Source organism: Alcanivorax sp., assembly GCF_040118815.1.
Taxonomy (GTDB): Bacteria; Pseudomonadota; Gammaproteobacteria; order Pseudomonadales; family Alcanivoracaceae; genus Alcanivorax.
The window spans coordinates 147,407-171,995 of the sequence record NZ_JBEDTC010000019.1; the positions used below are offsets into that span (position 1 = coordinate 147,407).

Here is a 24,589-nt window from a genome sequence, read left to right on the forward strand (position 1 = left end):
TTCAGAATAACGAGGATTCCCCATGAAACGAGCTGGCTTGTTGGTAACCACGCTGCTGGTCGCCCCTCTCGCCCACGCGGCCCCCGGCCTGGCGATCTATGGTGGCGGCTATACCTGGGACACTGAACTGGAAGGCAATGTAGCCTCCGGTGGGGCAAACATCGACGTGCAGGACGATCTGGGCTTCAACAAGGCAGACCAGAATGTACTTTACCTGGGGGTGGAGCACGCCGTGCCACTGATTCCCAATGTGCGCCTGCGCTATATCGACCTCTCTGACAGTGCCAGCAATATCATCAGCCGCAACTTCACATTCAATGGGCAAAACTTTGTTGCCAACACCCGCGTGGCCACGGATTTTGACCTGGAAATGCTCGACGGCACCTTCTATTACAGCCCCATCGACAATGCCCTGAAATTGGATCTCGGCCTGACCGTGCGTCGCATGGACGGGGATTTACGCCTCAACAGCCTGGTGGGGAAAACCAGCCTGAGCATTGATGAAACCTTGCCCATGCTGCACGCAGGCGCACGGCTGCAACTTCCGGTCCCCGGGGTGTACGTGGGCGGGGAAGTGAATGCCATTTCCTACGACGGCAGCAAAATGAACGACTATAACGCCCGTGTGGGCTGGCGTTCGGATTACCTGCTGGGTCTGGAGCTGGGATACAGCCGCATGAATATCGTGCTTGATGACGTGAATGATCTGGACACGGACCTGGACGTGGGCGGGCCCTATCTCGCCATTTCACTGGGCTTTTAGGGATCCTTAAGGACATAATCCCACACCCGGCGGTAGCGCCGGTTGAAAGGTTAGTGTCGGCTTACGGCTACGCCTAAGCCGACCTACACATCCCTCGCTCGCCGCTACTGAGGCCTTTGTAGTTCACGGCGAATCGAATAAATACGCGCATCTTTTTCCTGCCAGAGTTCACTCACCCACTGCTGAATCTCTTCACGGAACACCGGATCGTCCTGATAGTCGCTGCGCCACAGCCGCGGCTCCAACGGGCAGGTGCGCACGTCCACGATCACCCTCTGCACCTTGCCACTGAGCAAATCCCAGAACCCTGGTGTCTCGCCCTCCGGGTACACCACCGTCACATCCAGCAGCGCATCCAGATTATCGCCCAGTGCAGCCAGCACAAACGCCACACCGCCAGCCTTCGGCTTGAGTAAATTCAGGTAAGGGGATTGCTGCGCCGCCTGTTTGGCCGGGGTAAAGCGGGTACCTTCGAGGAAGTTCACCACGGTCACCGGAATGCCTTGGAATTTCTCGCAGGCCTGTCGGGTGATTTCCAGATCTTTGCCTTTCAGTGCTGGATTTTTTTTCAGAAACGCCTTGCTGTAGCGCTTCATAAAAGGGTAATCCAGCGCCCAGAAAGCCAGCCCGAGAAACGGCACCCAGATCAGCTCTTTTTTGAGAAAAAACTTGAAGTACGGGGTTTTACGATTAAACGCCTGCACCAGTGCCGGGATATCCACCCAGGACTGATGGTTACTGACCACCAGGTAGGAGGTGTCCTTGCGCAGTGACTCCACCCCTCGAATCTCCCAGTGAGTCGGTGTCAGCAGCGCAAAAATACCTTTGCAGATTTCAGCCCAGCTTTCTGCAATCCACATCACCGTCGCCGAACAGGCGCGCTTTGCGGTCACACCGGGTAGCACCAGCTTCAGCAGCGCCACCAGCAGCATTGGACCAATCAGAACCAGTGTGTTGAGCAACAACAATACAACCGCCAGGATCCCCTTCAGCATTCCGTGCAAACCTCGTTAACTCCAATTCCTATCACTCGCCGCAGAGCGCTCCGGGCGAACCACTTTCCTGCAGAAGGGCCGTCGCGACGGCTCCTGTTTACACAGAAAAAAGGCCGGCTGCGCGTACGCATTACCGGCCCTTTCCTTTCTATACCCCAACGATTAGCCCTTGCGTTCCACGGCCATGGCATCCACGTTCTGGAACCCGCGCGGCAGCTTCGCACCACGGCGGCCCCGCTCACCGTAGTAGTGCTCCAAGTCGTTGGCTTTCAACGTCAGGTGACGCTTGCCCGCATAAAGAGTTAAGGCATCGTCCGGGCCAACCACCTGAATATCCTGCACAAACTCCACCCGATCAGCCACGCGGGCGCCAGGGATCGACATCATCTTGTTGCCCTTGCCACGGACCATCTCCGGCAACTCGCTAACCGGGAATACCAGCAGCCGACCTTCATTGGACACCAATGCGATCAAATCGTCCGCGGGGGACGCGATCGGTTGCGGCGATAGCACCTTGGCTCCCTTGGGCACGCTCAACACCGTCTTGCCGGCTTTTTTGTTGGCCAGCAAGTCCGCATAGCGAACCACGAAACCGTAACCGGCATCGGTGCTCATCAGGTAGGCATCCTTGTCCTTGCCCATCACCGCCGCCATAAAGCTGGCGCCGGAAGGCGGGCTGACCCGGCCGGACAGGGGCTCACCCTGCCCCCGTGCGCTGGGCAAGGTGTGCGCGGGCAATGAATAGGTGCGCCCGGTGCTGTCGATAAAGCAGACCGGCTGATTGGACTTGCCTTTGGCGCTGACCTTGTACTTGTCACCCGCCTTGTAGCTAAGCCCCTCCACATCCACTTCATGGCCTTTGGCGGCACGGACCCAACCTTTTTCTGACAACACCACGGTGATCGGATCAGCGCTGAGCAGATCAGTCTCATCCAAGGCTTTGGCGTCATCACGCTCGATCAGCGGGGAGCGACGGTCGTCTCCGTATTTTTCGGCGTCTTCGGTCAGCTCTTTGGCCACCAGCTTCTTCATTTTCGCCATGGAACCCAAAGTGGTTTCCAGGTATTCGCGTTCTTCGTTGAGCTCATCCTGCTCACCGCGAATTTTCATTTCTTCCAGTTTCGCCAAATGGCGCAACTTCAGTTCCAGAATCGCTTCCGCCTGACGGTCGCTGACCCCGAAACGTTCCATCAATACCGGCTTGGGTGCATCTTCGGTACGGATGATATGAATCACTTCATCGATATTCAGAAACGCGACCAGCAAACCTTCCAAAAGGTGCAAGCGTTCCAGCACTTTATCAAGACGGTGTTGCAGACGACGGCGCACGGTGACCATCCGGAACTGCAGCCACTCGTTGAGGATCATATCCAGGCTTTTCACCTGGGGCCGGCCATCGATGCCGATCATGTTCAGGTTAACCCGGTAGTTTTTCTCCAGGTCGGTGCTGGCAAACAGATGACTCATCAACTGTTCCACATCCACCCGGTTGGAGCGCGGGGTAATCACCAGGCGAGTCGGATTTTCATGGTCAGATTCATCACGCAAATCGCTGACCATGGGCAGTTTTTTCTTGTTCATTTGATCAGCGATCTGTTCCAGCACCTTGGCACCGGATACCTGGTACGGCAGCGCCGTCACCACGATGTCGCCGTCTTCGCGTTCGTACACCGCGCGCTGCTTCAGAGAGCCTTTGCCCTCTGAATACATGCGAATGATGTCGTTGATCGGGGTAATCACTTCCGCTTCGGTGGGGAAGTCCGGGCCTTTAATGTACTGCATTAGATCATCCAGCGAGGCGCCGGGATCTTTCAGCAAATGAATACAGGCGTTGGCCACTTCACGCAGGTTGTGCGGAGGAATATCCGTGCTCATGCCCACCGCAATCCCGGTGGTGCCATTGAGCAACACATTGGGCAAACGGGCCGGCAACAACTTGGGCTCGTCCATGGTGCCATCGAAATTGGGCAGCCATTCCACCGTACCCTGCCCCAGCTCGGACAGCAGCACCTCGGCATAGGGAGCCAATTTGGATTCGGTATACCGCATGGCGGCAAACGATTTCGGATCGTCCGCGCTACCCCAGTTGCCCTGGCCATCCACCAACGGATAGCGGTAACTGAACGGCTGCGCCATCAACACCATGGCTTCGTAGCAGGCAGAATCCCCATGGGGGTGATACTTACCCAACACATCACCCACCGTACGCGCAGACTTCTTGTACTTGGAGGTGGACTTCAGGCCCAGCTCACTCATGGCGTACACAATACGCCGCTGCACCGGCTTGAGGCCGTCACCAATATTGGGCAACGCCCGATCCAGAATCACGTACATGGAATAATCCAGGTACGCTTTTTCGGTGTATTCCTTTAACGGAAAACTTTCAAATTCGTCAGCCATGTTTGCTCGCTATACTCGCTGGCCTGCACGCTTACACGCATCACGCAACACTCTGTCGTTACGCTTTACGAGAAAACCAAACCAGCAATATTTTCCAATTTTTATGAACCTTTGTGCTCCAGAAAACACACTCAGCGTGCTGCGTGAAGCGTTTCTATATTTCCGCCAAATTCCCTTTTTCTTCCAGCCACACCTTACGGTCTGACGCGCGCTTTTTGCTCAGCAGCATATCCATAAGCTGGTGGGTGCCGTCATCGGTAGAGACATCCAGGCGCACCAGTCGGCGGGTGTCACGGGCCATGGTGGTTTCGCGCAGTTGCAGCGGGTTCATTTCACCCAACCCCTTGAAGCGGGTCACATTCACTTTGCCGCGCTTTTTCTCGGCCTTGATGCGATCGAGAACGCCATCGCGCTCTTCCTTGTCCAGGGCGTAATACACTTCCTTGCCCACATCGATGCGGTACAACGGTGGCATGGCCACAAACACATGGCCGTGTTTCACCAATGCCGGGAAGTGGCGCAGGAACAGGGCACAGATCAGCGTGGCGATGTGCAAACCGTCAGAGTCCGCATCGGCAAGAATGCAAACCTTGCCGTAACGCAGGCTGCCCAGATCATCGCTGCCGGGCTCGATACCCAGGGCCACGGCGATATCGTGAATTTCCTGGCTACCCAATACCTCGTTGGAATCCACTTCCCAGGTATTCATGATCTTGCCGCGCAGGGGCATGATCGCCTGATAGACCCGGTCGCGGGCCTGCTTGGCGCTGCCACCCGCCGAATCCCCTTCCACCAGGAAGATTTCACTTTGGGACGGATCATCACTGGTGCAGTCCGCCAGCTTGCCGGGTAAGGCCGGGCCGCTGGTGACTTTTTTACGGGTGACCTTCTTGGCCGCTCGCAAGCGTTTCTGGGCGTTGTTGATGCACAGGTCGGCCAGCTTTTCCGCTTCATCAGTGTGCTGGTTCAACCACAGGGAAAACGCATCCTTCACCACGCCGGAAACAAAGGCGGCGGTCTGGCGGGAGCTCAGGCGCTCCTTGGTCTGCCCGGCAAACTGCGGGTCCTGCATTTTCACACTGAGGACGAAAGCGGCCCGGTCCCAGATATCTTCCGGGGTCAGTTTGACGCCACGGGGCAGCAGGTTACGGAACTCACAAAACTCGCGCATGGCATCCAGCAGGCCGGATCGCAGGCCGTTCACATGGGTGCCGCCCTGGGCCGTAGGGATCAGGTTCACATAGGCTTCCTGAATCAGATCACCACCTTCGGGCAGCCAAGTCACCGCCCAGTCCACCGCTTCGGTTTCTGCGCTCATGGCACCGTTGAACGGCTCCTGCGGCACCCGCTCCCAGCCGCGGCTGGATTCCAGCAGGTATTCGATCAGGCCATCATCAAACTGCCAGGCATCACTCTCACCGGTGAGCTGGTTATCCAGTGTCACCAATAAACCGGGACAAAGTACCGCCTTGGCTCGCAACAAATGCTTAAGGCGCGTTACCGACATTTTCGGTGAATCGAAATATTTGGCGTCGGGCCAGAAACGCAAAATGGTGCCAGTATTGCGTTTGCCGACGGTATCGATCACTTCCAGATCGCTGCGCTTTTCGCCGTCACCGAATTCCATGCGGTGCAGCTGACCATCACGCTTGACCAGGATCTCCAGCTTGGTGGACAAGGCGTTCACCACGGACACGCCTACGCCGTGCAGGCCACCGCTGAACTGGTAGTTGTTATTGGAGAACTTGCCGCCGGAATGCAGGGTGGACAGGATCACTTCCACGCCCGGCTTTTTCTGTATCGGGTGCATGTCCACGGGCATACCGCGGCCATCGTCTTCCACTTCCACGCCGCCATCCTTGAGCAGGGTGACCTTGATCGACTTGGCATGGCCAGCCAGCGCTTCATCCACCGAGTTGTCGATGACTTCCTGGGCAAGGTGATTGGGACGGGAGGTATCGGTGTACATGCCCGGTCGCTTGCGCACCGGGTCCAGGCCCGACAACACTTCAATATTTTCGGACGTATAGTTATTGGCCATAGGTTTTCCAGAAGCACCAGACGCAGGACGCCAGATGCCGGACGCATGATGTATCACACGTCCGGCATCTGGCCTCGGGCATCAGGCGTGTATTTCAATCCCACAAAACCGCAACATCAGCGGTATGAAGGCGTCAAAGTTATCAAAGCCGTGGCTGCCACCCAAGCCACAATAGCGGTGACAGTCGCCGTAATAGTCCCAGCCGTCTTCCCAGTTAAGGGTTTCATCACCCGTCTGGGTCAACAACAGCAGGTTTTCCGGCTGGGTGATCTCTGCCACCTCGTAGCGCCGCAACTGCTCCAGCCAGACCGGATCGAACTGGTAGGCTTCGCCGGTATGGTAGTTATGCTGGATACCTGTGTATTTGTCCAGTAGTCGCCACGGTCTTACCGCAGGATTTACGATTGCGGCCTTCAAATCGTGGTGCTCCGCCAGCCAGGTGGCGTAGAAACCCCCCAGGGACGAACCCAACAACGCCACCGGCCCGGCTCCGGCAATAGCTGCATCCAGCTCTGCCATGGCCTGCCGTGGCGACGGCGGCAGTGTCGGCACGATCAGGCGTTCCGGGCACCCGGCTTGCTCGAACATCGCCCGCAACAACCCTGCCTTGTGGGAAGCCGGTGAGCTGTTGAAGCCGTGAATATAGATGAGAGACGTTTGCGGGGCAGCCATGATCACTCCTCGTTACTACGCTGTTCAGGAGTTTGACGTGATGGGGAGGAGTTGCAAGTTGAAAGTTCAAAGTTGAAAAACCCGTGCGGAGCCCTCTGGAGCCGCTCGGCCGTGCGCGCGATTCAGCCCATCTGGCAGCGCGGAAAAAGAACCAGTCAATCTAGCTGCTATCAGTCTTCGCGTTTCAACTTTGAACTTTCAACTCGTATCTCAGTAGCCCTTGACCGTGAAATCCACTTCAAAGGTGATCCCTTCCACCCGGCTAACGGCCGTGTCGATACGGCCGTCCGGGTACAGGTCCAGCCAGCGGTAACCCGGGTTGGCATCGTCCACCGCAAAGTCTTCGCTCTTGGGCTTGAACTGTACGCAGGTGCTGGGCACCGCCATCATCCGCACGCCGTTGCGCTGATCATCATACTCCTGGTGCACATGCCCCCAGATAATGGCGCGCATACGCTCATGGCGGTCGATGACTTCAAAAAACTTGTCAGCGCTGCCCACCACCTGGGTATCCAGCCAGGTGCATTCCATCGGTACCGGGTGGTGATGCAGGCATACCATCAGGTAGTCGCCGGTAGCATCACGCAGGGCGGTATCGAGGAACTTCAGGTCTTCATCGAACAGATCACCAGGCACTTCACCGGGAATGGTGGAGTCCAGCATGACAATGGTCCAGTTGCCCACATTCAGTACGCACGGACTCATTTTTTCGCGGTGGGCTTCCAGCGCCTGCAACATGGGCGCGGGCTTGTCGTGATTGCCTTCCAGCCAATAGACGGGCACATCAAAACCGGACAGAGCGCGATCCAGGCGCTCGTAGGATTCGTATGAGGCATCCTGGGACAGATCCCCGGTGGCCAGAATCAAATCCGGATTGGGTTGTTCCTTACGAATCAGATCCAGCACCTTGTCCAGACTGAACTGGGTATTCAAACCCAGCAGCTTGCCTTGCGGATCGGCAAACAAATGACAGTCTGACAACTGTACGACTCGAAGGGGCTGCAACTGCTGCGTCAAGATCCCCGCTCCCGTAACCGTTATTATGGTCCCATGTCTCGTTGGCAGCCCCTCCTTGTACTCCCCAGTACCGCAAGGCTGCCCTTGGTGTCACTTATAACCAAGATGATGGCACTTTTCTAGGAAACAGGTCCAAGAGCAGGAATTGGTTACCATTTCTCCACGAATAAGTCGCAAGGCGGGTTGATTATGCGCCAGGAGAGTGGCACGAACTCGCACCACCCTGCGCTCAACTGCCCGTGACCTGCTGCCGCCAGGCGTGGCCGCTATCGCGGCCGTGGTCATGGAGGTGGCGCAGCCATTCCGCCAGAAAGCGGTTCCATTGCACCTTTTCGTCGCGCTGATGCATGTTGCGATTGGGATACGCATAACGGGCATTCACCCGCCGGAAAGGCCGTGCTTCGGTGACTTCCGCCAACCGGGCATCATGGTACATGCGCACGGTTAACCGGGACGCCGGCAGCGTAGCCAACAGCTCCTGATCTTCCAGCCGCACCGTGGTGGTATAGGGAGAACGCTCCAGCACACGCATCTGCAGGGTATGGGGGTGCTGATCATGCCCCACCTCTACCGCCATGCTGTCGCGCTCACCCAGCGCCTTCATCAACGGCAACAGGCGCGCATAGTTTTCCTCGCACTGAGTCATCAGCGCACGAAAATCCAGCCGGTAACGGTCGCGGCGGCTCATTGCCCGCCCCAGCTCGCATCCAGCCGGGCACGGTTCAGCAGCAACCATTGCAAGGCAATCAAGGACGCAGCGTTATCCACCTGACCGCTTTCCAGCAGCGCAGGGATTTGATCCGCGCTCACGGTCACCGCACGAATGTCTTCCCCCTCGTCCGGGCAACCGAAAATACCGCCAGCACCAGTCAGATCCGCATGCCCCACAAACAGCTGCAAACGCTCATTGGTGCCCCCGGGGCTGGGCATGTAGGCCGCGATCGGCTCCATGGCGCCCAAGGTCAGCCCGGCCTCTTCCACCGCTTCGCGGCGAATCAGGTCGGCGGCACTTTCTCCGCCTTTGTCGGCAATGCCGGCAATCAATTCCAGGCACCAGGGGCTATGACGCCACTCCAGCGCACCAACACGGAACTGCTCCACCAATAAGATTTCGCCGCGCACCGGATCGTAGGGCAGCACGGCAGACGCCGGCGGGCGCACAAACAATTCCCGGCGCACCGGCTCGCCCCAGCCACCGTTGTATTGCTTGTGGCGCAGGGTCAGCGTATCCACCCGAAAGAAACCCTGGAACGGGGTATCCCGTTCCAGCACTTCCACGTCCTGCGGGCCGAATGGCGGTGTCAGCGAATGATTACTCATGGGCCTCATGATAAAGCGCGGAGCCCTGCTCGCGGAACTCCTTGGATTTTTCTTCCATGCCCGCTTCGGCTTGGGCCACCTGGGCGGTGCCATCACCGTAGATCTCGCGCACTTCCTGGCTAATTTTCATGGAGCAGAACTTGGGGCCGCACATGGAGCAAAAGTGCGCCACCTTGTGGGCCTGCTTGGGCAGGGTCTCGTCGTGGTACTCACGAGCCCGGTCCGGGTCCAGCCCCAGGTTAAACTGGTCTTCCCAGCGGAATTCGAAGCGCGCCTTGGACAGGGCATTGTCACGCAACTGCGCACCGGGATGGCCCTTCGCCAAGTCCGCCGCGTGAGCCGCAATCTTGTAGGCGATGATGCCTTCCTTAACGTCTTCGCGGTTGGGCAGCCCCAGGTGCTCCTTGGGCGTCACATAGCAAAGCATGGCGGTGCCGTACCAACCAATCATGGCCGCGCCGATGGCACTGGAGATGTGATCGTAGCCCGGGGAGATATCAATAGTCAGCGGACCCAGGGTGTAGAACGGCGCCTCACCACAGTGCTCCAACTGCTCATCCATGTTGGCTTTGATCATATGCATCGGCACATGACCCGGGCCTTCGATCATCACCTGCACGTCGTGTTTCCAGGCGATCTTGGTCAGCTCACCCAGGGTACGCAACTCGCTGAACTGCGCTTCATCATTGGCATCGGCCAAACAACCAGGACGCAGGCCATCGCCAAGACTGAAGGTCACGTCGTAGGCCTTCATGATTTCGCAGATATCTTCGAAATGAGTGTAGAGGAAGCTTTCCTCATGGTGCGCCAGGCACCACTTGGCCATTATCGAACCGCCCCGCGAAACGATACCGGTAACGCGGTTGGCGGTCATCGGCACATAGCGCAGCAGCACGCCCGCATGAATGGTGAAGTAGCTCACCCCCTGCTCGGCCTGCTCAATCAAAGTATCGCGGAAGATTTCCCAGGTCAGGTCTTCGGCCACGCCGTTAACCTTTTCCAGCGCCTGATAGATCGGCACCGTGCCGATCGGCACCGGCGAATTACGCAGAATCCACTCGCGGGTTTCGTGAATATTGTCACCGGTGGACAGATCCATCACCGTGTCGCCGCCCCAGCGGGTAGCCCAGGTCATCTTGGACACTTCTTCCTCAATGGAAGAGGTCACCGCCGAGTTGCCGATGTTGGCGTTGATCTTGGTGAGGAAGTTGCGGCCGATGATCATCGGCTCGATTTCCGGGTGGTTGATGTTCACCGGAATCACCGCCCGGCCACGGGCCACTTCGTCACGCACAAATTCCGGGGTAATCTCCGCCGGAATCGCCGCACCGAAGCTCTGCCCTGGGTGCTGGTTTACCGGTAAACCGGCCTCACGATGCTCACGCAGGCGCTGGTTCTCACGGATGGCGATATATTCCATCTCCGGGGTAATAATGCCTTGGCGCGCGTAGTGCATCTGGCTCACGTTCTTGCCCGCGCTCGCGCGACGGGGAATACGGGTATGCTCAAAACGCAGACCGGCCTTGGCCACATCATTGGCTCGCTTGCGGCCATATTCGCTGGTCAGCCCGGCCAGCTGCTCGGTATCATTACGCTCGCCAATCCAGCTATCCCGAATTGGGTTCAGCCCTTTACGGATGTCGATTTGCGTATCCGGGTCGGTATAGGGGCCGGAGGTATCATAAACCGACAGCGGTGGGTTATCCTCGAACTTTCCGTCCGCCAATGGGGTCGGATGCTGTTGGATTTCCCGCATGGGCACACGAATGTCCGGGCGCGAGCCCGTGACGTAGATTTTTCGTGAACCGGCGATAGGCTGGCAGGATTCGTCAATGGCGTTGGCGATGGGGCGCTGATCGTCTGGCACGTCGGCCTCCGGAAGCTAAATAAGGGAAATTCAGGAATGGCGGACACTATACGCCAGCGCCCAACAGCCAAACAACCGCGGAACTGGCCCAAACAGGCGGTGTTAATTTTCTGTACTTGCCAGTACCATAATGATTAACCAGACACACAAAAAGAGTGCACCAGAATGAAGCGTAGCCCGGCAACGCCCCTAGTTCTTCTTCTTACCTCACTGGCCAGCGCCGTTCAGGCTGCTGACCTTACTGAAGTAGCCAACGCAGCCTGGAGCTACGACGGTACCTGGCGCGCTGCGAGGATGAACTGGAATGCCGACCAGGAACTGATGGTACAAGGCCGCGCCGCCTTATTCCCGAACGTGTCAGCCAGCTACGGCCGCTATGACAACGACCGGGAAATCGAAGATCTGAACGTGGACCAGAGCTACGGTAGCGAAGTCAGCACCTTTACCCTGACTCAGCCCCTGTTCCGTGTTGATGCTTGGTATGGCTATAAAGAGGCACAATCAAGCACCGATATCGCGCAGGCCAATTTCGAACAGTCCCGCCAGGATTTTGTGCTGCGTGTGGCCCAGGGCTATTTTGGCGTGCTGCGCTCTTGGGACACCTGGGTGTCAGCCAAAGCGGAAGAAAAAGCCATCGGCCGCCAGCTGGAACAGACCCAGGAGCGCTTCGATGTAGGCCTGGTACCGGCCACCGATGTGGAAGAGGCACAGGCAACCTATGACCTGACCCAGGTCAACCTGATTGTGGCCCGTCAGCAGTACGACATTGCCCGTGACCAGCTGGAAACCCTTACCGGCCAGCAGTGGCAGACCCTGGCAGAACTGCGCGACGAACTGCCCATGGAAGGCCCCCAGCCCACGGACATGAACGACTGGATCGAAAAAGCCAAGGTACAGAACCCCCAGGTGCAAGCCGCGCTCTACAACACCGAGCTCACAGAAAACACCGCCAAGCGCCAGCTCGGTGCTCAACTGCCCCAGGTGCAACTGGTAGCCCAGTACCAGCATTCCCACCTGTCACCGGACGAAAACCCCAACGCATCAGGCATCAACTCCAACAGCTCCCTGTTCGACACCCAGAATCGCCAGATCGGTGTGGAAGTGAGCATGCCCCTGTTCCAGGGGGGCGGCCTGAACAGCCGTCGCAAGGAGGCCTACCTGCGTGCGGATGCCGCGGATTTCCAGTACGACCAGGCGGTACGCGATATCGTGCAACAGGCGCGCAGTGCCTACCGCACCGTAGAAGCCGATGCACTGCGCATCAAGGCCCGCAAGCAGGCCATACGCTCCACTCGCTCCGCACTGGACGCCACCCAGTCCGGCTATGAAGTCGGCACCCGTAACGTGGTCGACGTACTCAATGCGCAACGTGCCCTGTTTGCCGCTGAGCGCGATTACGCCAACGCCCGTTACGATTACATCATTAACTCTCTGACCCTGAAATCCACCACCGGTGACCTGCAGCAAGGCGACCTGGCGGCGGTGAATAACTGGCTGGCGCCGGACCAGACTCTGGATCTCTACAACCCGGACCTGGAAGGCCAGAGCGAAGAAATGATGCAGGACAACTCGCCGATCAACTGAGGCAGGTGAGCCTGACGCCGAATGCCCGATGCCTGACGCAAACACGCAGGCACGGCCCCGGACCATAAAAAAACCGCTACCCGGCAACGGCTAGCGGTTTTTTTATGCTTCGTCGGAGACTAGAGTGAGTAATACGCTTCTCGCCGTTTGATTGGCTTATCGCGAACGCCCTTGCTCGTTGCCAGACGCTCGACGCCGAACGCCTGATGTAAAACCCCATAACCTGAATGGTTGTCGCTATTGCGGCACTCCTTTTGAGGAATATTCAGGACACAACCGGATCATACGTTTTACCAAGAGAGCAAAGCGGCCAAGGCTGCCCAGGTTTTGAATGCAAGCGTCCGTCGTCGGGCATCCGGCGTCCAGCAGTTGCCAAGGCGAGAGAAAGAGACATCCCCGCAAATCGGACCATCACTCCATTGCGCGAGAAACCCTCTAATGCACAACCTGCGACAAGCACACCGCAGGTAGCATTAAACCGAAGGGCGTAATCCGACATTCATCTCCATGGCGATCAATCCCAGCCCTTTTTCCAGCGCGCCACGGTTCGCTTCCACCACCGCAGCGGCGGCCAGGCCCTTCTGGTCGCATTGCGCCGGGTCATTCAGCAATGCCTGCAGCTTGTCACCCAACGCTTCACCGTTATCAACCACACTGAGTCCGCCTGCATCATCCAGCAACTGCGCGATGGCGGTAAAGTTATGCAGATGGGGGCCGGTGAGCACCGGCTTCTCCCAGGCGGCTGGCTCCAGCAGATTATGCCCACCCACGGGCACCAGTGAGCCGCCCACAAAGGCCACATCGCAGGCGCCAAACAGCATCAGCAATTCACCCATGGTATCGGCCAGGTACACCGCAGCATCACCGGCCGGCTCCTGCTGGCTGCGGCGAGCCACTGACAAGCCGGCTTCGCGAACCTGAGCGGCAACCGCATCAAACCGTTCCGGGTGCCGGGGCACCAAAATCAGCAACGCATCCGGCTTCTGTTCACGCAGCATTTTGTGCGCCGCCAACACCGGAGCATCCTCCCCCAGGTGAGTGCTGGCCGCGATCCAGACCGGCCGATCACCGAACGAGGCGCGCAGCTCTGACGCGGCCTGCTTCACTGCCTCATCCAGGGTCATATCGAATTTCACACTGCCGATGGGATACACCCGCTCCGGCCAGGCACCGAGAGCCATATAGCGCTCCGCTTCCACGCGGGTCTGTACCGCCAGCGCATCAAAGCGGGCCATCATGGGTCGAATCAGGCGCGGCAATTTGCCGTAGCCTCGGTAACTTTTTTCCGACAGCCGCCCGTTCATCAACATCAGTTTCGCGCCATGGCGCTTCACCGCGGCGCACAAGTTGGGCCACAGCTCTGTCTCCAGCACAATCACCAGTTGCGGATCAAACGCGCGCATGAAACGCGCCAGCGCCGACGGCAATTCCCAGGGGCAATACACATGGGTCACCCGATCACCGAACAGCGCCTGCACCCGTTCAGAGCCGGTGGGCGTGGTGGTGGTTACCAGCAGTGGCACATCCGGGTAATCCGCCAGCAACCGCTCAATCAACGGCGCCGCCGCCAGCGTCTCCCCCACCGACACAGCATGTACCCAAAGGCTGTTTTTCAGGGTGCCTGGCCGGTAGCCCCAGGCCATGCGCTCTTTCCAGCGAAAACGATAGGCCGGCGCCTTTCTGCCGCGCAGCCACAGGCGCAGAAAAAGAAAAGGAAGCAGCACATACCACAGGGCGGAATAAACAGTTCGCATAGATATTCTTGTCTCGATGTCAGGACGGCTTGCGGGCAGCGCGACAGGCAATAACCTCGTAATCCAAGTTGCCTGTTATAGCGCCTGTGTACGTGCCAGCGGCTTCGCCTATGCTAGCATAGCCGCACTGTTCAACGATGGTGAGCCATGAGTGACTCCACCCTGAAACCTGACACGCTCCGCCCGGATATTCTCATCTTCGGCGGTGGCATTGCCGGCCTGTGGCTGATCAACCGGCTCCATGCCGCCGGCTACCAGTGCCTGCTGCTGGAATCCGCCAGCCTGGGCGGCGACCAGACCCTGGCCAGCCAGGGCATTATCCACGGCGGCCTCAAATATGCCCTCGGCGGAAACTTGTCCAACGAATCCGAAGCCATTTCCGACATGCCCGACCGCTGGCGTGCCGCCATGGCCGGCGACGATCCGGTGGACCTGCGCAACCTGAACGTCCTGAGTGACACCCAGCACATGTGGTCCAGCGGCTCCGTGGCCTCGCGGATGACCAATTTTTTCGCCAGCAAGATGCTGCGCGGCCGCATTGAAAAGCTCAAGCGCGACCACTTCCCCAGCGCGCTGGCCAACAAGGCCTTCAAGGGCAACGTCTACAAACTGGACGATCTGGTGATCAACACCGAATCCCTGATCGAGACACTCAGCGCCCCGGTCCGTGACCGGCTGCTGGCGTTCAACAATGAACGCGACGTTCTGCAATGGGAGGAACGGGGCCTGCACGCCGTTACCGTTAATGGACAACGCATTGAACCGCGAATGACCCTGCTCGCCGCCGGCAACGGCAACCCGGCGTTACTGGATGGCGCCCATCAGGCCCATCTGCTGGAGCAAGAACAAAGTCAACTGCGCCCCTTGAAAATGGTGTTGGTGAAACATGATATGGGCCACCGTTTATATGCCCACTGCGTAGGCACCAGTAATAAACCGGTGCTCACTGTTACCACCCACGACTGCCCCGACGGCAAGGTAGTATGGTACTTGGGCGGTGACCTGGCGGAACGAGGCGTAGAGCGTAGCAACCAAGAACAACTGGCTGCCGGTCGGGCTGAGCTCAAGCAGCTGTTCCCCTGGCTCGATTTCAGCCAGGCAGAATTCGCCACCCTGGATGTGACCCGCGCAGAACCCAGACAGCAGGCACTGGTGAAACCCGATAACGCCTACGCCCGCCGGGACCAAAACCTGATCGTCGCTTGGCCCACCAAACTCACCCTGGCCCCTGACCTGGGTGATCGAGTCATGGCGCTGCTAGAAGAAAGTGGTCTACAGCCGGGCGAACCGTTAACGATTCCGGCAACACTGGAGCAGGCCCCCATGGGCGTGCCGTACTGGCACCGTTGTTTCTAATTACCCACTGCAGGGGCGCCACTAGAGGCGCGAACACCCAGACGCGAGTGACAAGAAACGAGTTTCGAAAGACAAAATATTTTTGGATGTTCGCGACTCGTAACTCGCTTCTCAAAACTGTTTTTCCGCGCCTCTAGTAGCGCACCTACAGCGAGAATGATTCAGGAGTTTTCATGTCCTTCATGCGCCCGCTGGGCAACACAGGGTTAACCGTCAGCGCACTCGGCCTGGGCACGGTGAAAATCGGCCGCGACAAGGGGGTGAAATACCCCAACGGTTTCACCATCCCTGATGACCACGCGGTAATCGAGCTGCTGGCCCAGGCGCAGGATCTTGGTATTAACCTGATCGACACCGCTCCGGCCTACGGCCACAGCGAAGATCGCCTTGGCCAGCTAATGAGCCGGCGACAGGATTGGGTCATCGTCACCAAGGTGGGCGAAGAGTTTAATAACGACAGCGGTGAAAGCCATTTCGATTTCTCACCGGAACACGTTCGCCGCTCCGTGCAACGCAGCCTGAAACGGCTTAATACCGATTACCTGGATTGCGTACTGGTTCACTCCGATGGCGATGACATGGGGATCATCAAACAGGGCACCCTCGATGCCCTGAACGACCTGAAGAAGGAAGGCCTGGTGCGCTCCACCGGCATGTCCACCAAGACCATGGCAGGTGGCATTGCCTGTCTGGAACACGCGGACATGGCCATGGTCACCTACAACCTTCAGCACAGTGACGAAATACCGGTGATCGAACATGCCGCCGCCCACCGCAAAGGCATCCTGATAAAAAAAGCCTTTGCCAGCGGTCACCTGAACGACACCCTTGAGGATCCGGTACAGGAAAGTCTGAACCAGATCCTTGGCACGGCTGGCGTCAGCAGTATCATTGCCGGCACCATCAACCCCGCTCATTTGCGTGAGAACGTGGCCAAGGCCCGGCAGGCCTGCAATATTTCCGACCCATAACAACAACAGGAAACACCATGCGTTTTTATCTGATCATTCTGCTACTCGGCGCCTCCCTTGCAGCACAGGCGGATAAAATATTGCTGCTCCGGGAAGCCCCTCAGGGGTGCGAAGAAAAGGGGGAAGTCTCGGTGTCGTCGGGGAGCAAGATGCAGGGCATGTTGTTCAGCGATGCTTTCATCAATAACAACGTGAACAAGAAGCTCGCCAAGGCCATCAAGAAAGCCGGCGGCAATCGCGGCATGCTCAGCGATCGCCGCGAATTTATGATGGAGAGCCAGTTCCGGGGGATCGAGCACATCGAACTGGATGCCTGGGTATGGCATTGCGAAGAAGAAGATAGCTGACCGCTACAAGCTACAACACGATATTGCGCTTGCTGCACCGGCAAGCAAAGAGGCCGCGCCCAAACGTTTGCGCGCGGCCTCAGCCTTCCAGAAAAGCGAAAGACCTATGCGCGACTCGCTGTTAGCCACTCGACGCTTGTTTCACTTCCGCCCCCAACGATTGCAGCCCGGCCCGATGCCCCTGCTGATAGCCCACATCCAGTTTATGGCCATTGGTGGTTAACCGGTTTACCGGAAAGTGCGGGTCTGGGGCGACCACGGTCACCCGACAATCTGCTGGCGGATTGTCGATAAAATCCAACGACTCGTTGTAGCTATCCGTGCGCGTAAGCAAAGCGTCATACAAGGCGGGAAAGTCGCGTACCCAAGGCTTTAATAATGGCGTCAGAGCACTGGGGCGTTTGCGGTAACCCTGAGGGTGCGACAACACCACAGTGATATCCCGAGCGCCCTGCTGATAAGCCCAGCGCACCGGAATGGAATCCCCCAACCCGCCATCAGTCATGGGGTGCCCGGCAACGGTGGGGAAATCCCGGTAAGCAAAAGGAATAGAACAGGACGCAGTCATTACCTCATCCAGATTATCCGGGCGCGTTTCAAAATAGCGCGGCGCGCCGTCTTCCACCGAGGTAGTTACCACCCACAGGGGCACCTTGCCCTGCCAATGCTGCTCCAGGCTTAATGGCACATCCAGGCGGGACTGATGCCACAACCAGTGCACATCACACAGATGCCCGCCGGCCATAAATCGCTGCCAGTTAATAAAATCCGGACGGCAAGCATGGTCTGTGATGATTCGCCGGCTTCTGCCATGGTTTCCCGCCAGATAGCCAATCAGGTTGGTCGATCCCGCCGATACGCCCACCGCGAAGTCGAAACCATGGTGCTGATTTTCCAGAAATGCATCCAGCACACCGGCAGCAAAAATGCCGCGCATGGCACCACCTTCCACCACCAACGCCCGCTGAGACATCACTTTCCCTCCACATCGGTTCCACCCATTGGATCCGTTTCAAACACGATGCCAGAGCAAACTAATCGGTGGAAATAGAGCCTTACTGTCCCTGCCATCGGCTTCCCTGATCACGCAACATCACCGGCGTTAAGCCACACAAGGCGTCTGCACCGATACCGCGCAAACGCATCAGGTTAGCGCACCCAGTGTCCGCCCAATGGCCCTTATCTCTCAAGGCCGCCGCGATTAATTCTTGTAAAAACAAAACGTTAAATATCGCCCCCGCCGACTGGCACCGCATTTGCAAAAGTCCGAATACCTACTTGTATACAACAAGGTGTGCAAACCTATGATTGGCTGGACTCTTCAACAATGGCAGGCGGCCTACCGCAGCGGTGACCTCACCCCGGTACAGGCCATGAAAGAACTCGCGACACGACTTCACGACAGTGAACGTGCCCTGTGGATCCACCTGCTGGATGAGTCATCGTTAATTGAACAGGCGAATGCCCTCACCGATTCCTCGCTGCCCCTGTACGGCATTCCCTGCGCGGTGAAAGACAATATTGATGTGGCCGGCATGCCGACCACCGCCGCGTGCCCGGCCTTTTCCTACACCCCGCAAGACGATGCCACCGTGGTGCGACTACTGCGCGAAGCCGGCGCCATCGTGGTAGGCAAAACCAACCTAGACCAGTTTGCCACTGGGCTGGTGGGTACCCGCTCACCCTACGGTGAGGTGCCCAACCCATTTAACCCGGAGTATCTCAGTGGCGGCTCCAGCTCCGGCTCCGCCACCGCCGTGAGCCTGGGGCTGGTGCCTTTTTCCCTGGGCACCGATACCGCCGGGTCCGGGCGGGTGCCTGCGGCCTTCACCAACACCGTGGGCCTTAAGCCCACCCGGGGTGCCATCAGCACCAAGGGCGTTGTCCCCGCCTGCCGGACGCTGGATTGTGTCAGCATCTTTGCCCTCAATGTGGACGATGCCCAACAGGTTTACCGCGTGGTCAGCCAGTTCGACAACGAAGACGCCTACAGCCGCCCGGCGCCGGCATTACAAACCACCGACCTGCCTGCGCGCCCCACCCTGGGCATCCCCAAAGATCTTCCCTGGTTCGGGGACGTTCAGGCCCAACAGTTGTGGGAGCAACAGCTGGAACAGGTCAAAAAAATTGCCGACCTGGTCACCGTGGATACCCAGGTGCTTGAGGCTGCCGCGGCCCTGCTGTACCAGGGCCCCTGGGTAGCCGAACGCTATACCGTCACCGAATCCCTGTTGCACACACAACCGGATGCGCTGTTGCCAGTCATTCGAGATATTCTCGAGCCCGCCGCCACCCTGACCGCCGCCGACGGTTTCCGCGCGCAATATCGTCTCGCCGAACTGAAGCGCCAATCGGACACCTTGATGGACACAGTGGATGGCTTACTGCTTCCCACCACGCCAGGCATTTACACCCGCGCCGCCGTACAAGCGGACCCCATCACGCTGAATAGCCAACTGGGCACCTGGACCAATTTCGTCAACTTGCTGGATCTGTGTGCCCTGGCGCTTCCCGGTGGATTTCGTCAAGACGGCCTGCCCGGTGGGTTCACCCTGATTGGCCCCGCGTGGCAGGACCATGCGCTGGCTGACTTCGGACAACGCTGGCAGCAGGCGCAGCCCTGGCAAGCCGGCGCCACCGGCCAGCCCCTGCCTCCATCGCAGCCGCGGGCCGCCAACGATGACGACAGTGATCTGATTACGGTGGCGGTGGTTGGCGCACACCTGACCGGCATGCCGCTGAACACGCAGCTCACCGAGCGCAACGCGGTACGACTGGAAGCGACACGGACCGCGCCCTGTTACCGCCTCTATGCCCTGGCCAACACGGTGCCGCCGAAACCCGGCCTGATCCGCAGTGAAACAGGTGAAGGCGCCAGCATCCCCATCGAGCTGTGGCAAATGCCGGTGAAACACTTCGGCAGTTTTGTTGGTCTGATTCCGGCACCGCTGGGTATCGGCAGCCTGGAAACCCTCGATGGTCGCTGGGTGAAAGGCTTCATCTGCGAGCCATGGGCCATCGAAGATGCCACCGACATTACCGCGCTCGACGGCTGGAGAAACTACATCGCACAACTCAGCCACAACCATGACGGGACCTAGGGCCGAAAGAAAAGCCAACCTGGCCGAGCGAATCTACCTGCAGCTAAAGCAGGATATTTTCGATTTTCGTTTGGCGCCCGGCGATCGTTTCAGTGAAAACGACATTGCTGAGCGCATGCACGCCTCCCGAACTCCGGTCCGGGAGGCGCTGTTTCGTTTGCAACGGGAGCATTACGTCGAGGTGATTTATCGCAGTGGGTGGCAGGTCAGACCTTTCGACTTCACCTGCTTCGAAGAACTCTATGACGTACGCATTATTCTTGAATGCGCGGCAGTGCAAACGTTGTGCGACCAGCAACAGCAAAACACCATCAGAGAACTCGCTAGCCTATGGTGCGTTAGTCCCAGCGAGCAAGACCATCACGGCCCCACCGTCTGTGAGATGGATGAACGCTTTCATCAACAGCTCGTCGCTGCTGCCGGCAACCGGGAAATGGCGCGCATTCATTCTGAGCTAACCGAGCGCCTACGCATTATCCGGCGACTGGATTTCACCGCACCCGCACGCATTGAGGCCACCTATAAGGAGCATGCGGCATTGCTGAATGCCGTGCTTCAACGGCGCCGCCAGCACGCACAAAATCTGTTGCGCGAGCATATAGAGGCATCCCGTAACGAAGTACGAAAAATCACCCTGCACATGCTGCAACAGGCCCGCGCTCGAGGTCACCAGCAAGCGACGACGAGCCCGCCCGACAAATAAACATTCTCCACCCAGCAGGCACTTACTCAGCGCAACCGTGGACATCTGCCGGCGTAGCTTTCACACTTCGAACCTCATTCAGCATTCGTAGATCCCTTTCCATGCTTGCCACGCTCTGGTCCATCATTGCGCCTGTGCTGCTTTGTGCCGGGTTGGGTTTTTTCTGGTCGCGGGCAGGCAAACCCTTCGATACCCAGATGGTCACCTCCCTGGTGGTCACAGTCACCACCCCATGCCTGATTGTCGCCACCCTGGGCAAGACCGATCTGGACATGGCCGCGCTGACGCAGATCGGCGCCCTGGCGTTGACCGTGCTGGTACTGACCCTACTGATCAGCGCCCTGGTGATTCGCCTTAGCCGACAGCGCTTTCGTGTGTTTTTGCCTTCCCTGGTGTTTGCCAACACCGGCAACATGGGCATCCCGTTGTGCATGCTGGCGTTTGGCGATACCGGGCTGGCGCTGGCCCTGGCATGGATGATGCTCTATTCCGTGGCCCAGTTTTCCTTGGGCCTGGCGGTGGTCAGCGGCCAACGTCTGTCCCCCAGTTTGCTGCGCCACCCAATTTTACTGTCTGTGTTTTTGGCCATCGCATTAGTCGCGCTGGATATTCAGCTTCCTGAATGGCTGTTCAACAGCGTGAAACTGATCGGCGATGTGACCATTCCCTTGATGCTGATTACCCTGGGTGTCTCCCTGTCACAATTACGCATTCGCCTCCTGGGTACCGGCGCTCTGTTTGCGGCTCTGCGGTTGCTGATCGGGTTTGCGGTTGGCATGACTGTGGTAACGGCACTGGAGCTGGAAGGTCCGCTACGGGGCGTGGTGCTGATCGAATCCTGCATGCCGGTGGCGGTATTTAATTACTTGCTCGCCAAGGCCTATAATCAAGGCGCGGAGGAAGTCGCCGCCATGGTCGTCATTTCCACTCTTCTGGCGTTTTTATTGCTGCCATTTTTGCTCATGCTTGCCCTGTAGGAAACATCACCGGCGCTTCCCTACCCGCGACGAAAACCAAAACAAAACGGCGGCATTATGATCCAGCGACTTACCCAGCTTTTCCCTCTCTGGGCGCTCTTGTTTTCCCTGTTGGCGTACTGGCAACCGCAATGGCTGGTGGGCGGCAAGTCAGCCATTGTGCCGCTGTTAATGCTGATCATGTTCGGCATGGGGCTCTCGTTAAGCTGGGACGATTTCCGGCGAGTGTTCACCCGCCCGGCAGTCATCGGGCTCGGCGTTCTGCTGCAGTACAGTCTGATGCCGCTGATTGCCTGGGGCCTTGGTGTGCTTCTGCAACTGCCACAGGAATTATTAATCGGTCTTGTCCTTGTCGGCGCCTGTCCCGGGGGCACCGCTTCCAACGTTATTGCCTACCTGGCCCGCGCCAATGTGGCCCTGTCCGTGGCGATTACCTTTGCCTCAACGCTCATTGCTATTGCGGCAACACCCTTGCTCACCTGGTGGTATCTGGGCGAGCGCATTCCGGTGCCCGTGGAGGGCATGCTGCTATCGCTGGTCCAGATCGTGGTGATACCGGTTGTCGCGGGCAGCGCACTGAACACTTTCTTCCATCGTCAACTAACGCCCGCAAGAGATCTGTTCCCGTTAATTTCGGTGGCAGCTATCGTGGTGGTCATCGGAATTATTGTGGCCCTGAACCAGAGCCGTATTGGAGATGCCGGCAGTGCGGTCTTTATCGCGGTGGCGCTACATAACGCGCTGGGGCTTTTGGGGGGCTATGTCATCGCCCGAGTGCTGCGCTTTGACAAAATAACCGCCCGCACCCTGGCCATTGAGGTGGGCATGCAGAACTCCGGGCTGGGGGTGGCGCTGGCGATCAAACACTTCACCCCACTGGCCGCGCTCCCCGGCGCCCTGTTCAGTGTCTGGCATAATTTGTCTGGTTCCCTTCTCGCCACCGTGTGGCAACGGGATACGTCTACTTCACACACGTATAGCGATAACGAAAAGCATCACCCGTAAAACACACACTTGCCAGCAAGGATTTGCCAAAAAAAAAGCGGGCCAGAGGCCCGCTTTACTATTGCTCACAACCTGAATCAGTCGATCACGCTGCTACCCGTTCCTGCGCTGATATCCTTCAGGATAACCGTGCCCGCGGCCGAGCCATCGGACACCCAGGGCTCCGAGCCTGAACTGCCATCATTCGCAACGAACAGGTACTTGCTGCCCAAATCGCCATTCACGATGGGCGGCACCTGATACATGAATGCCAGCGGGAAAGGCTCCGAACCTGCACCCGCCGCGGTATCATCGATATCTTTGACCAGCTCCGTCCCCTGCGAGGTGCCATCGGTCTTCCACAGTTCGGTACCGAAATCACTGCCACCAGCGCCCTCGGTATCCGCCGCAAAGAACACCGTACCGTTAGCCTCCACCATGGTCCAGGCTTCAACATCAGAGAAGGAATAATCGCCCGTGCTACGCACCGCCGCAGCAATGCCTGCAGGGCTATTGGTGTTGTCCACGCGCAGCAGATACGGGGTTACCCCGGCTTGCTCCACGTACATAAACACACCCAGTGAGGTGCCTACCAACCGATCTTCATAAGGCTTGTTGAGTTCGCTGGCGGTCAGGTTGGTCACCGTGCTGCCATCATACTCGAAGATATTCAGGTCTGTGCTGCTGGTTCCCTTATCCGCAACGAAATACACCTTATCGTTGCTGATTACCACATTCTCAGTGATATCGAGCCGTACCGTGCTGCCACCATCATCAAAGACTACTTCCTCGATATTGCCATCTTGATCCAGCTCGTACAGACGGGTTTCTGCATCGGTGGCGTTAAAACGCCCGGTAAACAGCAGCTTGCCGTTATAACCCAACCAATCATCATCGCCAATCAGTTGCGGGTATTTCGTCAGAGAGCCGCCGATGATGGTGTCGTTATTGGTGGCGATCTTCGCGGTTCCTGCCGCCGTACCATCGGTGAAGTAGACATCGCCGGCATCCTGATCAAAGAAGAACAGGCCGCCATCCACCGGGGTCAGGGACTCAGGCGCCGTATTGCTGGTCGGGTTGCCGTTAATATTTGACGACAGCACTACTGTGTCATTAGCAACGGGGTCGAAAACCACCAGCTCGCGGCCAAACTGATCCACCACAGCATTCATAAACAATTTTCCAGCCGCGGGCACCATATTGTGCGGCTGACCGTTGCCATTGGGATAGATATCCGCCACACGCTCGGTGCCCGCGCCGGTGCCGTCGGTGGCCCACAGCTCCACATCGCCGTTGCTGTCCTTGCCTGCAAAGTAGAACGTGCCGTCCAGTTCCGCCATGTAACCACTGCCGAAACGGCCCACTTCAAAACCGTTGTTATTGTCATCAACGATCTTGCTGGTGCCGGCAGGGGTACCGTCCGTTTTGTAAAGGTATTCCGTCAGCGCTGCCGCCCGTGCCGTGGCACTGCGCAGGGCAATCGCACCGGCGCTTTCAGCCGCCGAAAACACCACAAAGCCACTGCCCCCTTCTGCCACGGTGGTGCCACCGCCGCCAGAGCTGGAAGAACTACCGCCACAGGCGGTCATCATGGTGGCCACGCCGATGGCGGCAGCCAGTTGAGTGAGTTGCTTGTTGATCATTACGTTTACCCCGATTAGTGACTCATCCCAGAGAGGCACTCATTAGAGCACCGGGGAGAACACCGCTTCTTCACCCTCATGGGTGAATTTCACC

General features: G+C 58.2%; 20 protein-coding genes. 9 read left to right on the top strand and 11 right to left on the bottom strand.

The genetic code is table 11. The annotated features are described in order from the left end of the window. The first annotated feature begins 22 nt into the window (after positions 1–22). Positions 23–763 (top strand): TIGR04219 family outer membrane beta-barrel protein, encoded by a 741-nt coding sequence (locus ABNH18_RS14565; RefSeq protein WP_349383529.1) that lies wholly within the window; start codon positions 23–25, stop codon positions 761–763. A 104-nt stretch (positions 764–867) separates the two neighbouring features. Here ABNH18_RS14565 and yihG read toward each other — a convergent pair whose 3' ends face one another. The 8 genes from yihG to thiC all read right to left on the bottom strand — a co-directional run bounded on the left by yihG (position 868) and on the right by thiC (position 11,075). After that, a complete protein-coding gene (gene yihG / locus ABNH18_RS14570; protein ID WP_349383530.1) occupies positions 868–1,758 on the bottom strand; it encodes a 1-acylglycerol-3-phosphate O-acyltransferase, YihG family in 891 nt (296 codons plus the stop codon). Positions 1,759–1,920: 162 nt separating this feature from the next. Then, positions 1,921–4,158 carry a DNA topoisomerase IV subunit A gene (gene parC / locus ABNH18_RS14575; RefSeq protein WP_349383531.1) on the bottom strand — a complete coding sequence of 746 codons (2,238 nt, stop codon included), beginning with the start codon at positions 4,156–4,158 and terminating at the stop codon, positions 1,921–1,923. A 154-nt stretch (positions 4,159–4,312) separates the two neighbouring features. Next, the gene (gene parE / locus ABNH18_RS14580) at positions 4,313–6,199 is read right to left on the bottom strand and encodes a DNA topoisomerase IV subunit B (protein ID WP_349383532.1); all 1,887 of its coding nucleotides are present in this window, start codon (positions 6,197–6,199) and stop codon (positions 4,313–4,315) included. Positions 6,200–6,280: 81 nt separating this feature from the next. Continuing rightward, entirely contained in the window at positions 6,281–6,871 is a 591-nt protein-coding gene (locus ABNH18_RS14585) for a YqiA/YcfP family alpha/beta fold hydrolase (protein WP_349383533.1), read from the bottom strand. 210 nt (positions 6,872–7,081) lie between these two features. Further along, a complete protein-coding gene (gene cpdA, locus ABNH18_RS14590; RefSeq protein ID WP_349383534.1) occupies positions 7,082–7,888 on the bottom strand; it encodes a 3',5'-cyclic-AMP phosphodiesterase in 807 nt (268 codons plus the stop codon). Between the two features lie 229 nt (positions 7,889–8,117). Then, positions 8,118–8,576: a DUF1249 domain-containing protein gene (locus ABNH18_RS14595; protein ID WP_349383535.1), complete on the bottom strand. Its 459-nt coding sequence runs from the start codon at positions 8,574–8,576 to the stop codon at positions 8,118–8,120. Next, positions 8,573–9,208, bottom strand: a complete 636-nt coding sequence (locus ABNH18_RS14600; RefSeq protein ID WP_349383536.1) for an NUDIX domain-containing protein — start codon at positions 9,206–9,208, stop codon at positions 8,573–8,575. Before ABNH18_RS14600 ends, ABNH18_RS14595 begins: the two co-directional genes overlap by 4 nt. Further along, positions 9,201–11,075 (bottom strand): phosphomethylpyrimidine synthase ThiC, encoded by a 1,875-nt coding sequence (thiC, locus tag ABNH18_RS14605; protein ID WP_349383537.1) that lies wholly within the window; start codon positions 11,073–11,075, stop codon positions 9,201–9,203. The genes ABNH18_RS14600 and thiC overlap by 8 nt, the downstream gene beginning before the upstream one ends. Before the next feature lie 165 nt (positions 11,076–11,240). On the opposite strand from thiC, the gene ABNH18_RS14610 reads away from it, so the two are divergent. Next, positions 11,241–12,659, top strand: coding sequence for a TolC family outer membrane protein (locus tag ABNH18_RS14610; protein ID WP_349383538.1), 1,419 nt, complete (start codon positions 11,241–11,243; stop codon positions 12,657–12,659). Positions 12,660–13,132: 473 nt separating this feature from the next. On the opposite strand, the gene waaA is transcribed toward ABNH18_RS14610, so the two are convergent. Beyond that, positions 13,133–14,413: a lipid IV(A) 3-deoxy-D-manno-octulosonic acid transferase gene (waaA, locus tag ABNH18_RS14615; protein ID WP_349383539.1), complete on the bottom strand. Its 1,281-nt coding sequence runs from the start codon at positions 14,411–14,413 to the stop codon at positions 13,133–13,135. A 147-nt stretch (positions 14,414–14,560) separates the two neighbouring features. Between waaA and ABNH18_RS14620 the strand changes: the two genes are divergently transcribed. The 3 genes from ABNH18_RS14620 to ABNH18_RS14630 all read left to right on the top strand — a co-directional run bounded on the left by ABNH18_RS14620 (position 14,561) and on the right by ABNH18_RS14630 (position 17,087). After that, the gene (locus ABNH18_RS14620; protein WP_349383540.1) at positions 14,561–15,769 is read left to right on the top strand and encodes an FAD-dependent oxidoreductase; all 1,209 of its coding nucleotides are present in this window, start codon (positions 14,561–14,563) and stop codon (positions 15,767–15,769) included. A gap of 173 nt (positions 15,770–15,942) precedes the next feature. Then, positions 15,943–16,740 carry an aldo/keto reductase gene (locus ABNH18_RS14625; protein ID WP_349383541.1) on the top strand — a complete coding sequence of 266 codons (798 nt, stop codon included), beginning with the start codon at positions 15,943–15,945 and terminating at the stop codon, positions 16,738–16,740. Positions 16,741–16,757: 17 nt separating this feature from the next. After that, positions 16,758–17,087 (top strand): hypothetical protein, encoded by a 330-nt coding sequence (locus ABNH18_RS14630; RefSeq protein WP_349383542.1) that lies wholly within the window; start codon positions 16,758–16,760, stop codon positions 17,085–17,087. Between the two features lie 121 nt (positions 17,088–17,208). On the opposite strand, the gene ABNH18_RS14635 is transcribed toward ABNH18_RS14630, so the two are convergent. Further along, positions 17,209–18,060 (bottom strand): patatin-like phospholipase family protein, encoded by an 852-nt coding sequence (locus ABNH18_RS14635; RefSeq protein ID WP_349383543.1) that lies wholly within the window; start codon positions 18,058–18,060, stop codon positions 17,209–17,211. A 331-nt stretch (positions 18,061–18,391) separates the two neighbouring features. On the opposite strand from ABNH18_RS14635, the gene atzF reads away from it, so the two are divergent. From atzF to ABNH18_RS14655, 4 genes are all read left to right on the top strand, one after another. Continuing rightward, on the top strand, positions 18,392–20,188 hold the full coding sequence (gene atzF, locus ABNH18_RS14640) for an allophanate hydrolase (RefSeq protein WP_349383544.1): 1,797 nt from the start codon (positions 18,392–18,394) through the stop codon (positions 20,186–20,188). Further along, on the top strand, positions 20,175–20,891 hold the full coding sequence (locus ABNH18_RS14645; protein ID WP_349383545.1) for a GntR family transcriptional regulator: 717 nt from the start codon (positions 20,175–20,177) through the stop codon (positions 20,889–20,891). The genes atzF and ABNH18_RS14645 overlap by 14 nt, the downstream gene beginning before the upstream one ends. A gap of 101 nt (positions 20,892–20,992) precedes the next feature. Further along, positions 20,993–21,868, top strand: a complete 876-nt coding sequence (locus ABNH18_RS14650; RefSeq protein ID WP_349383546.1) for an AEC family transporter — start codon at positions 20,993–20,995, stop codon at positions 21,866–21,868. A 57-nt stretch (positions 21,869–21,925) separates the two neighbouring features. Beyond that, positions 21,926–22,873: a bile acid:sodium symporter family protein gene (locus ABNH18_RS14655; RefSeq protein ID WP_349383547.1), complete on the top strand. Its 948-nt coding sequence runs from the start codon at positions 21,926–21,928 to the stop codon at positions 22,871–22,873. Between the two features lie 77 nt (positions 22,874–22,950). Here the strand turns inward: ABNH18_RS14655 and ABNH18_RS14660 are convergent, their stop codons facing one another. Continuing rightward, on the bottom strand, positions 22,951–24,495 hold the full coding sequence (locus ABNH18_RS14660; RefSeq protein ID WP_349383548.1) for a hyalin: 1,545 nt from the start codon (positions 24,493–24,495) through the stop codon (positions 22,951–22,953). Between the last annotated feature and the right edge of the window lie 94 nt (positions 24,496–24,589).